Source organism: Leucobacter sp. PH1c, assembly GCF_000633415.1.
In the GTDB taxonomy this organism is placed as follows: Bacteria; Actinomycetota; Actinomycetes; order Actinomycetales; family Microbacteriaceae; genus Leucobacter.
Genome location: NZ_AYMV01000009.1, coordinates 61,638 through 72,166 on the forward strand (window position 1 = coordinate 61,638; position 10,529 = coordinate 72,166).

Genomic DNA, 10,529 nt, shown 5'->3' on the forward strand with positions numbered 1-10,529 from the left:
CGCACGACGAGGTGCGGCCGAATCTCTCCCCGAACGGATTCGGTATATTCCCGCCCAGCTTATCGACCCCGACGCCCGCGCCTCCAAAAATGCGACAGCCGTGACTGCTTCGTGACCCAGAACTGTGGCTCCCGGCAAGAGCACTGCGCGAGTTCGGGGTACTTTCTGTACATAATCACTACAGTTCGCGGGTACAGCCTGCTCAGTGGGCGCCGAGCCGCCGCCCGGGTATTCCGCGCTACGCTGAGGCCGTGAATCCCGCCGCCACTCGCTCCCGCCTGCGCTGGGAGATCGCGATCGTCCTCGCGCTATCCTTCGGCGCCTCCGCCGTGTACGCGATCGTCTCGCTCATCGAGCGGCTGAGCCGGGACACCGCGCTCGCGCAGCAGACCACCACGATCAACTCCTCGCTGTCGGAGCGGCCGGTCTTCGACCTGATCTCGCAACTGCTGTCGTTCGGCTTCGGGCTGGCGCCCGTGGCGCTCGTCGTCTTCCTGCTCTGGCGCCCCCGGCGTCCCCACCTCGCGCACCTCGGGCTCGGCGGACAGAGCCGCTGGGGGCGCGAGACGCTCGGCGGCGTCGGTCTCGCGGCGCTGATCGGGATCCCGGGCATCGGCTTCTACCTCGTCTCGAAGGCGATCGGGATCAACCTCACCGTCGTGCCCACCGCGCTCGATGCGTACTGGTGGACCGTGCCGGTACTGATCCTGCACGCGCTGCGCGCGGCGCTCACCGAGGAGCTCATCGTCGTCGCCTACCTCTTCGACCGGCTGCGCCGGCTCGGCGTCGGCACGGTGGCGATCATCGTGTCGAGCGCGCTGCTGCGCGGCAGCTACCACCTCTACCAGGGCTTCGGCGGCTTCCTCGGCAACGTGATCATGGGCCTCGTCTTCGGGTGGGCGTACCACCGCTTCGGCCGCTCGCTCCCGCTCGTGGTGGCGCACTGGATCCTCGACATCGTGAGCTTCGCGGGCTACCCGCTCGCGCTCGCGCTCTGGCCCGCACTGTTCGGGGTGTCCGGCAGCTAACGAGCCGGGGCGCCCGGCAGATCACTCTCTGCCGGGCGCCCCGATCCGGATCGCGGGGTGCTCCCGCTAGCCGACCTTGATCGACTTCACCCAGGCGTCGAGGAGGCCCCAGACCTCGTCGTACAGCTCGGGAGCGGCCTCGCACTTGCTCGCGGGCTTCGCGACCTCGAAGGTGCCGTTCGGCAGCTTCGTCGCGCCCCACTCCCCGCGCATCGCGGCGCAGGACTCGGGGAAGGAGTTGAAGAGCTCACCGCTCAGCTTCAGGTGGGAGCTGTCCGGAATCTCGAAGTTCGCCGCGCCGAGGCGCTGCGGCCAGTCGGAGCTCGCGTTCCACGGACCGATCGGGAACGAGGTCGTGGGGCCCACGTCGACGCTCGGCACCGTGTTCTCGTCGGGCTTCTCCGTCGCGGGCTTCTCCGTCGATGGCGTGCTCGGCTCGGTCGTGGGCTTCGTCGTGCTCGGTGTCTCCGTCGCGGTGGGGCGCGGCGTCTCGGGGGCGGCTTCGCCCTGCCCGCGCGCGATGTTCACCACGACGATCGATGCGACGATCGCGATGAGCGCAACGATCCCGACGATGATCCAGGGCTTCGCCTGCGCCGCGCGATCGCGCTGAGGCGGCTCCGGGGTGACCCAGGCGGTGCCGCGGTCGGCGGGCAGCGGGGCGGTCCGCACCCGCTCGGCCTGCTCGTAGGCGAGGCGTTCACGGGCGGGGACGGGCTCGGGCGTCTCGTCGGCGGGGCCGAAGAGTTCCTCCAGTGGGTCCTTATTCACACCCCCACCCTAACTTCTCCGGATCGGAGCTCCGCATCGCCTGGCCGATCGGCTCACTTCGCGGCGGCATCGGCGAGCGCCGCGATGTGCGGCGCGTCGGTGCCGCAGCACCCGCCGAGCACGCGCACGCTCGGCGCCTGGGCGCGCAGCGCGAGCACGCCGGAGGCGAAGGTCTCGGGCGCATCGCCCGCCCCCTCGTCGCCGTGCTCGGCGGCGTTGAGCCGCAGCCCGATGAGCCGGCCGAGCTCCGGGGCATTCCCCGACGCCGCGAGCCCGCGCGCGACCTCGGCGGGGTGCGCGCAGTTGATGAGGAAGCCCTCCGCTGCCGCGTCCGTCGCGGCATCCGTGGCGGCGATCCCGGCGGCGACGGTGCTGCCATCGGCCAGCAGCCCGTCGGCCCCCACGGCGAACGAGACCGCGACGGGAACGCGCGCCGCCTGGGCCGCACGCACCACCCCGATCGCCTCGGCGGCGTCGAGCATCGTCACGGCGGTCACACGGTCGGCGCCCGCCTCCGCGAGGGCCCGCACCTGGGGCGCGTGGTAGCGCTCGGCGTCCTCGGCAGACATGCGCTCCCCCGTGACGTAGTCGTCGAAGCGCGGGCCGACGCAGCCGTTCACGACCGTGTCGCCGGGGGCCGCCTCGCGGACGAGCGCGACCGCGTCGGCGTTCGCCCGGTCGAGGGCCGCCGCGTCGGCGCCGACGCGGGCGCCCCAGTCCGGGTTCGCGCGCCAGGTGGGCGTGTCGAGCACGAGCGGCAGACCGCGTTCCTCGGCGAGCGCGATGAAGGGCGCGTAGTAGGCGCGGAGCGCGTCGCGCCCCGGGACGGTGTCGAGGAGCACGAACGCCGCGAACTCGGGGAGCTCCTGGCCGAGCCGTTCGATGAGGGCGGTCTCGATCCCGCCGTCGGCGAGGATCGGGGACGTCGTGGGCGCTGCTGCGTGGGTCATGTCTCGCTCCTGTACTGCGTTCACTGGGTACGGCGGGGCTGCTACGTTCGGGGCTGCTGACTGGGCTGCTGACTGGACAGCTGCTGCGCGCCGGGCTGCTGCGCTGCGGCGCGCAGGCCGCTCGCCGAATTCTCCGGGAGCAGCGCGTGGATCGCGGCGCGGCGGGCGGCGAAGCCGGCGACGCGCGCGAAGTGCCGGTCCATCACGCCGCCGTCGCGGAGCGCGATCGTACCGGGGTCCTCGCGTTCGAGGCCCGCGCGCCACCGCTCGGCGATGAGATCCATGCGGGCGCCCACGGCGTCGAGCAGTTCGGCGGGGGCCACGCCCCCGTAGGCCGCTGCGGCGAGCGCGATGCGACGCGCGGCGTCGGCCGCGGGGATCTCGCGGAGCAGGGGAACGCCCGACCAGCAGAGGAACGCGAGGTCGTCGAGCGGGCGTCCGGGGCCGGCCCGATCCCAGTCGATCATGCCCGCGAAGTCGCCGTCGACGACGACCCAGTTGTAGAGCCCGGGATCGTTGTGGCAGATCACCTCGCCCGGGCCGGGCTGCTGCACTCCCTGACGCCACTCGCGCGGGGCGCGCGGGAAGTCGCTCACGGCGTCGTGGAAGCGGCGCAGCCAGCCCGCCGCGGCGGCGAGCGCGGCGTCGCTCGCTTCCTCCGTCTCCGGGTCGAGCGTCGCGCCGGGCAGGTAGTCGAGCACCTCGCGCCCCTCGGCGTCGATGCCCTGCACCGCGGGGATCCCGTCGAGGCCACGCTGGGCGAGGTGGGCGAGCAGCTCGTGCACGGCGGGCGTCCAGGGCCCCGTGGGCCGGTGCACGCGCGTCACCCCATCGGCGCCGGCGATCCGCCAGACACCGCCCGATCCTCCCGGCAGGTGTTCGCTCTCCACGCTTCGACCGTAGCGCACCGCCCGCGCGACACGCGCGATCCGCGCGCCGACACCCCGTCAGACCTGTCGGATGATCGTGCTCGTCCGGGCTGAGGAGCCGTGCACCTGCACGTGGAGGCGCTCCATGCGAGTGTCGAGTTCTGCTGCCGTGTCGGCGGCGTGCTTCAGCTCTCGCGTGAGCGACTCGGGCACCTGCCGGGCGTACTTGTAGTAGATCTTGTGCTCGAGGCTCGCCCAGAAGTCCATCGCGATCGTGCGGAACTGCACCTCGACCGGAACGTCGACGCGCCCCGTCGAGAGGTAGACCGGGATCGACAGGATCGTGTGGAGGCTCTGGTAGCCGTTCTCCTTGGGCGTCTCGATGTAGTCCTCGACCTCGAGCACGGTGATGTCGTCCTGCTGCGTGAGCAGGTCGAACAGCCGGTAGACGTCGTTGATGAACGCGCAGGTGACGCGCACGCCGGCGATGTCGTGGATCTCCCTGCGGATCACCTCGAACTCGCTGCCGATGCCGCGGCGTTCGAGCTTCGCGACGAGGCTGTCGACCGACTTCACGCGACTCGACACGTGCTCGATCGGGTTGTACTCGTGCATGTGGAGGAACTCCTCGCGGAGGATCGCGAGCTTCGTCTCCACCTCCTGCATCGCGAAGCGGTACTCCAGCAGGAAACGCTGCATCTGATCGCCGAGGGTGCGCAGGGCACTCGCGGAGATCGTGATCTCGTCGTTCTCGGGTGCGGGCGCGGGATCCGGGAGCGGGCCCATCGCCTCGGACGAGTCGGGCTCCGGTTCTTGCGCGAACGCTTCGGGTGCGGCGGTGCTCATGTCAGCAGGCTAGTGCCGCACCTTCGGAAGCGCCTGTGATTTGCGCGGCACGGGGTCTCTCGCGTGCGGCGGATCGGGATGCGGCTCAGCCCGCCTCCGGGCCCGCCCCGCCGTGCTCGGCGCGGAAGACGTGCACGAGCGCGTTCGCGTGCCCGTGCCCCATCCCCTGCTCCTTGAGCACGGCGACCTGGTCCATGTGCTTCTCCCCCGCGTGCGGGCGCAGCACATCGATCCACTCCTCGATCGTCTTCCCGTACTTCGCCTCGATCGACGGGAAGTACGACTTCGGTCCGGTGACGCGCTCGGTCATGGTGCCTCCTCGGTGCGGCGGGCCGCACGCATCGCGGCTCGACTGGTGGGACTACCGTACTCCGTCATCGCGGCAGACGGTGCCCCGGGCGGGGAGATCCCCGTCGAGCAGATAGGCCGTCACGGCGTCGTCGATGCAGCTCGAGCGGTCCGAGTAGGACGCGGCGTGCCCCTGCCCGTCGAGTGTGAGGAGCCGGGCATTGCCGAGCTCGGACACGAGCTCCTTCGCGTAGGGGTAGGGCGTCGCGTGGTCCCCCGTGATCCCGATCACGAGGATCGGCTCGGCCGTCCCCGCCGCGGAGAACGAATCGGTGATGTCGAGCCCGCTCTCCGGGAGGGCGTAGCAGGAGAGGTCGACGAACGGCGCGAGGGTCTCGTCGGTGATCTCCGGGCCGCCGAGCAAGCGCGGCATCCCGGCCTGCTCGATGTGCGCGAGGAGGCCGGGGATGTCGGGTTCGATCGGGAAGGAGTGGCAGGTGACGATCTCCATCGCCAGGTCGATCCCGCCCTCCGGATCGGGGGCGACGGCCTCGGCGAGCTCGTCGATCGCGTCCTGGTCGCCGAACAGCGCCAGCGCGATCCGGTCGAGCGCGCGCCCGCGCTCGAAGTGGCTCTGATACAGCGTGTCGGTGAGCGTGCTCTGCAGCGCGGCGCCGCTGATCTCGGTGCCGTCGCTCGCCACGAGCGGCTTCGCATCGAGCTCGCCGAGCACGCGCAGGAGGCTCTCCTCGTCGACGAACGGGCAGACTTCGACCTCGTCGCGGTACTCGGTGCGGCAGGAGGTGGCGAGCGCCACGGTCGCCCGCGCGATCGCCGCGGCCTGCTCAAAGGTGTGGATCGGGCTCGCCCACTGGGCGTTCTCCGCACTGTCGAGCACGAGCCGGCCCACCCGCTCCGGGAACAGCGTCGCGTAGCTCGCCCCGAGCATCGTCCCGTAGGAGTACCCGAGGAAGTCGAGGCGGGGCTCCTCCATGAGCGCCCGCAGGAGGTCCATGTCGCGGGCCACTTGGGAGGTGCCCATGGTGTGCGCGATCGGGTTCGTCGAGATGCAGTTCGCGATCTGGATCGCGGTGATCTCGGATCCGCCGCCGTCGCAGTCGAGGGGCGTGCTGTTGCCGATGCCGCGCGGGTCGAAGCCGAGCAGGCCGTAGCGCTGGGTGACGTCCTCGAAGCCGGGCGAGAGCGCCATGCCCAGCATGAAGTCGACGCCGGGCTGCCCCGGCCCGCCCGGGTTGCCGAGCAGCGTGCCGAGCGGCTTCGCGCCGAGCGCCGGGAGGTGCACCACCGCGAGCTCGATCTGCGCGCGGTTAGCGGGGTCGTCCCAGTCGAGCGGGGCGAAGACGGTGCCGCAGCGGATCGTTGAGAGCGTGTAGCCGGCGTCTTCGAGCGCGTCGGCCGTGCCCGCGTCGAGCCCGTCCTCGGGCAGGCACTCGCGCCAGGCGATGCGCTGCGCGTAGGCGGCCGGGAACTCGCGCGCCTGGAGGGCGGACGCGGATCCCGCGTCGATCCGCGATTCGCCGGAGCTCCCCGATCCCCCGGGCCAGCCGCGCCAGCCTGGGAACCCGGCCATGCAGCCGGTGAGCGCGAGGAGGGCGACCAGCGCCCCGGCGACGCTCGCGGTCCGCACGCGCGCGCGGCGGCGTGCGCCGAGCGGGCGCCGCGCACGCGCGCGGCGCACCGTCTCCCCGCCGCTCACTGCGCGGCTCCGCGGGCGTCCGCGAGCGCGCACTCGAGCAGTTCGCGCAGCACGTCGCGGTCGATCCGCGCGAGGCGGGTGAGGTAGAGGCACGCCTTGCTCGCGCTGTGCGGCCCGAGCCGGTCGAGCAGTTCGGGCCACCGCTCGGCGAAGCCGGCGGGGAAGTACACCGTGTGCCGGGCCTGCCCGGTGGCGAACGCCAGCTCGGGCATGATGCCGCTGTGCCCGCTGTCGTAGCGGTAGGCGAGCTCGCCGAAGCCGATGATGCGCCCGGCCCAGACGACGGGCTCGGCCCCGCTCACCTCGCGGTGGAGCGCGAGCAGCTCGTCGGCCTCGGCGCGGCGCGGACCGGTCACCCGGTCGAGCACCTGCTCGGGCAGTTCATCGCCGGGACGCATCGCGGGCTGGCGTGCGGTCATCGTCGGTCCTCCTGGGATCTGGCGTGCGGCCTCGGCTCTGCCTGCGGCAGTTCGGCTGGTGCAGTTGGGCTGTCAGCAGTTCAGCTGTCAGCCGTTCAGCAGTCAGCAGTTCAGCAGTCAGCCGTTCAGCCGGCCGCGCAGGAGAACGACCACATCACGCCGTAGCGGTCGAATACCTGACCGTACCAGTCGCCCCACGGCGCCTCGGCGAACGGCATGCCCTCGGTGCCGCCTCCGGCGAGCAGCTTCCCGATGAAGACGCGGGCCTCCTCGGGCGTATCGGTCGTGTAGAGCAGCGAGTACGCGGAGCCGCGCACGGGGTAGTCCGTGCCCGGGTCCATCGAGTCGCCTCCGGCGATCACCCCGGCGGGCAAGGTCAGCGTCGCGTGCGCGACGGCCTGCGGATCGGGCTCGACGGGCATGTCCGGCATGGGCGGCACGTCGCCATAGCGCATGATCTCGAGCTCACCCCCGAACACGTCGTGCCAGTGCTCCATCGCTTCGCCGGTGGAACCCGGGAGCGAGATGTATGTAGCCAGGGTGTGCGTCATGATGACTCCTTCAGCCGTGCGAGTGGGATCCTCGTGCGCTCAGTATGCACCCGAGGATCCCCCTGCGGAACCCCCGAGGGGGCGCGAATTCTCGCGGAGGACGGGGCGGCGGCCAGGGCGGCGGCGGCCAGGGCGGCGGCGGCCAGCCGTTCAGCACCGCAGCACGCCGTCGCGCTAGTTGGCGCGGCGCACCACGCTCGACTTCAGCATCATCTTGCCGAAGCCGGGCACGCGCGCGTCGATGTCGTGCCCGCCCGCACCGCCGGGCGCGAGCCGGATCCCGGTCACCTTCGTGCCGGCCTTGATCGAGCCGCCGCCCCCGCCCGAGACCTTCACGGTCTTCACCACGGTCACGGTGTCTCCGTCGGAGAGGATGTTGCCCACGGCGTCACGGATCACCGCGGCTCCGTTGGCCGAGTCCGCTCCGCCGGCGGCGGAGTCTCCACCGTCGGCGTCCGAGCCCGCCGCCGCAGCTGCCCACTCGTGCCCGCACATGGGGCAGACGAGCAGCGCACCCATCTCGTACGCGTACTCGCTCGCGCACTCGGGGCAGGGCGGCAGCTGCGGGGTCCCGTCGGTGCTCGAATCGGCGGCCTGGGTCGAACCGGCGGCGTCAGTCATGGGATCCTCCTCGTGCGGCCCGCAACTCCTCGTGCTCCGCGTGCTGCGGTGCGGGTCGAGCCGGTCTCAGACCCTACCCTGCTCGGCGCCGGGTTGCCGCGCGAGCCACGCGTTTCAACGGTCGATCAGCCGGCGCATGGAGTGGCGCAGCACGAGCCGCTCGGCCAGTCTGCCGATCGGCCGGAACAGAGCGGCGAACTCGATGCGCTCGATCATCAGCGTGCCGTCGTCGGTCTCGACACACTCGTGCTCGTGCCCTCAGCGTCCGAACGGTCCGCGAATCTGCTCGTCGACAAAACGCACCGGACGCTCCTACTCGGTGGTCCGGGAGGTGAAGCGAAACCGGCTGCCGAAGTGTCGAGCAGCCCAGGTCACCTCGTCGCCCGGCCCGAGTACGCCGCGCCCCTACTCGTCCTCGTCGCCGTCGTCGTCCTGGTCTTCGTCGCCGTCGCCGTCCTCGTCCTCGTCGCCGTCGCCGTCGTCGTCCTCGTCCTCGTCCTCACCGTCGAGGCGGAGCTGCAGCGCCGCCAGCTCGGCGCGCACCGCCGCGAGCACCTCCGGGTCGTCTTCCCAGAGCTCGCGGAACTCGGAGTCGGGTTCGAGCATCTCGGTGAGCAGCTCGATCCCGCGCTCCAGCAGCTCGTCGAGCCGCTCGAGGTCACCGGGCCAGATGTAGCCGCGCCCGAGCACGGCGAGCAGATAGGCCGCGGCGCGGATCTGGTCGTAGTCGTCGTCCGCTGCGAAGGCCTGCGAGATCCGCTCGTCGGCATCGATGCCCGCAAAAAACTCGGCGAACCAGTCCGCCGCTCCGTCGGTGTCCCACGGTGCGCTGCCCCATGCTCCCATGTGTGCCGCCTTTCGTCTCAGCCGGACTTCCGTCCAGTGTGGTCGCGCGCTGCCCGGTGCTGGCGGGCGCTGCCCCGAGTGTACCGAGCACCTCAGACTATTCCGCGGACGGTTCGGCAGACCCCTCGGGCATCCCGTCCTCGGAGAACACCACGCCCTCGCGCTCGAGCCGCTCACGCGCCGCGTGATGCACCACGCCGCGCTGGGGCGGCCGCGCTTCGAGCAGGCTCAGCACGGTCTCCCGACTCGTGTTCGGGTGCTCCGCGACGGCCACCCGGACGCTCCAGAACCGGTCCTGCGCGAAGCGCGCGAGCACGTCCGGGCTCGCATCCGGGTTCATCGCCGCGGCGTTGCGGATCGCCTGGTTCGTGTCCGTGAAGAAGGGCTCAAACTCCTCGTCCGTGCAGGCTCCCAGCGCACGGGCGTACCGCGCGTCCTCAGCGGCCCGCTCCTCCGGGGTCTTCCGTTTTCCCATGGTGCTCCTCCGTGCGCGTGGTCGGCCCGGGACGCGGCGCGGCGCCCCGTGCCGATGCTACCCAGATACCTCCGACATCGGCCTTCGGATCCTGTTCCGGGGCCCAGGCGCGGGCTCGGATTCGGACGCCCAGGCGCGGACACCCGGATCCCGAACCGGGATCACGAACCCGAACACGGATCCCGAACACGGCGCCGCACCCGGCTCCCGGCTCGGAGGAACGCGCGGGCCTACCGCTCCTCGATCCAGCCCTCGGCACGCTCGTCGATCCGCACCGAGACTTCCACAGCGAAGTCGTCGGGATCCTGTCCGCGCACCGTCTGACGCACCTCCATGCGGTTGAGGCGCAGCTCGATCCCGCGTTCGTCGAGTGCGTCGAAGAGCGCAATGATCGCGGGATGCGTCGCCCCGTCTGGCAGCTCCTCGCCATGCTCGGGTCGCCACTGCGCGACGAGCTCGCTGCGCTCCGGGAGGACGCCCACGTGGTCGCCAGGGTACGCCCACCGGGGTTCGAGCGGGCCGGGCACCGCCCAGCACCCCACGAGCTCGATGTCCCCGCGCTCTCCCGAGCGCAGCGCCGTCCAGAACTCGCCGCTCACCGGGATCCCCGCTCCCGCGAGCCGCCCGTAGAGTTCCGCGAAGGCGGCGTTCGCGTCGTCGTCGGTGAGCGCATCAGGGTCCTCGCTCGGCGCGCGCAGCGGGCGCCCCACGAAGTGCTGCTCGGGTGCGCATCGAAGCTCCACCGTCACCGGGACGCGGAGCGCCCGCAGCTCCTGCTCGGCGGCGGCGAAGGCCAGGTCCTCGCGCTCACGCTCCGCGAGCACTCGTTCCCGGTGGGCGCGCAGCGCCGTCATCGCAGCGTCGGGCTCGGCGGCCCCCGCGATCTCCGGCAACGGCACACCCGCGGCGCGGAGCGCACGCACGATGGCGCCGGCGCGCACCTGCCCCTCGGCGTAGCGCCGGTACCCCGAGCGCTCGTCGACCGATTCCGGGACGATCAGCCCCTTCTCGTCGTAGTGGCGGAGCGCTTTCACGCTCAGCCCGGTGATCCCAGCGAAGTCTCCGATGTTCAGCATGGTTCAAGCATGGGGTCTCCCCCTACGGGAGGGTCAAGCGGGGTGGGGCCGGGTGGGGCGGGGCTGGCGGGG

General features: G+C 71.8%; 13 protein-coding genes. 1 reads left to right on the forward strand and 12 read right to left on the reverse strand.

Annotated elements, in window-relative coordinates; translation table 11 throughout:
• Positions 1-251 precede the first annotated feature (251 nt).
• Entirely contained in the window at positions 252-1,028 is a 777-nt protein-coding gene (locus tag U874_RS0103185) for a CPBP family intramembrane glutamic endopeptidase (protein ID WP_025133104.1), read from the forward strand.
• Positions 1,029-1,094: 66 nt separating this feature from the next.
• Here the strand turns inward: U874_RS0103185 and U874_RS0103190 are convergent, their stop codons facing one another.
• The 12 genes from U874_RS0103190 to U874_RS0103250 all read right to left on the reverse strand — a co-directional run bounded on the left by U874_RS0103190 (position 1,095) and on the right by U874_RS0103250 (position 10,457).
• Entirely contained in the window at positions 1,095-1,799 is a 705-nt protein-coding gene (locus U874_RS0103190) for a hypothetical protein (protein ID WP_025133105.1), read from the reverse strand.
• A gap of 53 nt (positions 1,800-1,852) precedes the next feature.
• Positions 1,853-2,749, reverse strand: a complete 897-nt coding sequence (locus tag U874_RS0103195) for a homocysteine S-methyltransferase family protein (RefSeq protein ID WP_025133106.1) — start codon at positions 2,747-2,749, stop codon at positions 1,853-1,855.
• 41 nt (positions 2,750-2,790) lie between these two features.
• On the reverse strand, positions 2,791-3,639 hold the full coding sequence (locus U874_RS0103200; protein ID WP_025133107.1) for a phosphotransferase: 849 nt from the start codon (positions 3,637-3,639) through the stop codon (positions 2,791-2,793).
• A 57-nt stretch (positions 3,640-3,696) separates the two neighbouring features.
• Positions 3,697-4,404: a GTP pyrophosphokinase family protein gene (locus tag U874_RS0103205; RefSeq protein WP_051582781.1), complete on the reverse strand. Its 708-nt coding sequence runs from the start codon at positions 4,402-4,404 to the stop codon at positions 3,697-3,699.
• Between the two features lie 145 nt (positions 4,405-4,549).
• Complete coding sequence (locus U874_RS0103210) at positions 4,550-4,774, reverse strand: DUF4287 domain-containing protein (RefSeq protein ID WP_025133109.1); 225 nt, start codon at positions 4,772-4,774, stop codon at positions 4,550-4,552.
• Between the two features lie 51 nt (positions 4,775-4,825).
• The gene (locus U874_RS0103215) at positions 4,826-6,469 is read right to left on the reverse strand and encodes an alpha/beta hydrolase (protein WP_025133110.1); all 1,644 of its coding nucleotides are present in this window, start codon (positions 6,467-6,469) and stop codon (positions 4,826-4,828) included.
• Positions 6,466-6,888, reverse strand: coding sequence for a DUF1801 domain-containing protein (locus U874_RS0103220; RefSeq protein WP_025133111.1), 423 nt, complete (start codon positions 6,886-6,888; stop codon positions 6,466-6,468). Before U874_RS0103220 ends, U874_RS0103215 begins: the two co-directional genes overlap by 4 nt.
• A 125-nt stretch (positions 6,889-7,013) precedes the next feature.
• Complete coding sequence (locus U874_RS0103225) at positions 7,014-7,439, reverse strand: VOC family protein (protein WP_025133112.1); 426 nt, start codon at positions 7,437-7,439, stop codon at positions 7,014-7,016.
• A 174-nt stretch (positions 7,440-7,613) separates the two neighbouring features.
• The gene (locus tag U874_RS0103230) at positions 7,614-8,060 is read right to left on the reverse strand and encodes an alkylphosphonate utilization protein (RefSeq protein WP_025133113.1); all 447 of its coding nucleotides are present in this window, start codon (positions 8,058-8,060) and stop codon (positions 7,614-7,616) included.
• A gap of 405 nt (positions 8,061-8,465) precedes the next feature.
• Positions 8,466-8,906, reverse strand: a complete 441-nt coding sequence (locus tag U874_RS0103240) for a hypothetical protein (protein WP_025133114.1) — start codon at positions 8,904-8,906, stop codon at positions 8,466-8,468.
• A 97-nt stretch (positions 8,907-9,003) separates the two neighbouring features.
• Entirely contained in the window at positions 9,004-9,381 is a 378-nt protein-coding gene (locus tag U874_RS0103245; RefSeq protein ID WP_025133115.1) for a hypothetical protein, read from the reverse strand.
• 230 nt (positions 9,382-9,611) lie between these two features.
• Complete coding sequence (locus tag U874_RS0103250) at positions 9,612-10,457, reverse strand: MerR family DNA-binding transcriptional regulator (protein WP_025133116.1); 846 nt, start codon at positions 10,455-10,457, stop codon at positions 9,612-9,614.
• Positions 10,458-10,529 lie beyond the last annotated feature (72 nt).

Coding starts and splice junctions, on each gene's coding strand:
- U874_RS0103220 (WP_025133111.1), bottom strand. CDS start 6,888: ATGACCGCACGCCAGCCCGCGATGCGTCCCGGCGATGAACTGCCCGAG.
- U874_RS0103240 (WP_025133114.1), bottom strand. CDS start 8,906: ATGGGAGCATGGGGCAGCGCACCGTGGGACACCGACGGAGCGGCGGAC.
- U874_RS0103195 (WP_025133106.1), bottom strand. CDS start 2,749: ATGACCCACGCAGCAGCGCCCACGACGTCCCCGATCCTCGCCGACGGC.
- U874_RS0103205 (WP_051582781.1), bottom strand. CDS start 4,404: ATGGGCCCGCTCCCGGATCCCGCGCCCGCACCCGAGAACGACGAGATC.
- U874_RS0103250 (WP_025133116.1), bottom strand. CDS start 10,457: ATGCTGAACATCGGAGACTTCGCTGGGATCACCGGGCTGAGCGTGAAA.
- U874_RS0103245 (WP_025133115.1), bottom strand. CDS start 9,381: ATGGGAAAACGGAAGACCCCGGAGGAGCGGGCCGCTGAGGACGCGCGG.
- U874_RS0103230 (WP_025133113.1), bottom strand. CDS start 8,060: ATGACTGACGCCGCCGGTTCGACCCAGGCCGCCGATTCGAGCACCGAC.
- U874_RS0103225 (WP_025133112.1), bottom strand. CDS start 7,439: ATGACGCACACCCTGGCTACATACATCTCGCTCCCGGGTTCCACCGGC.
- U874_RS0103210 (WP_025133109.1), bottom strand. CDS start 4,774: ATGACCGAGCGCGTCACCGGACCGAAGTCGTACTTCCCGTCGATCGAG.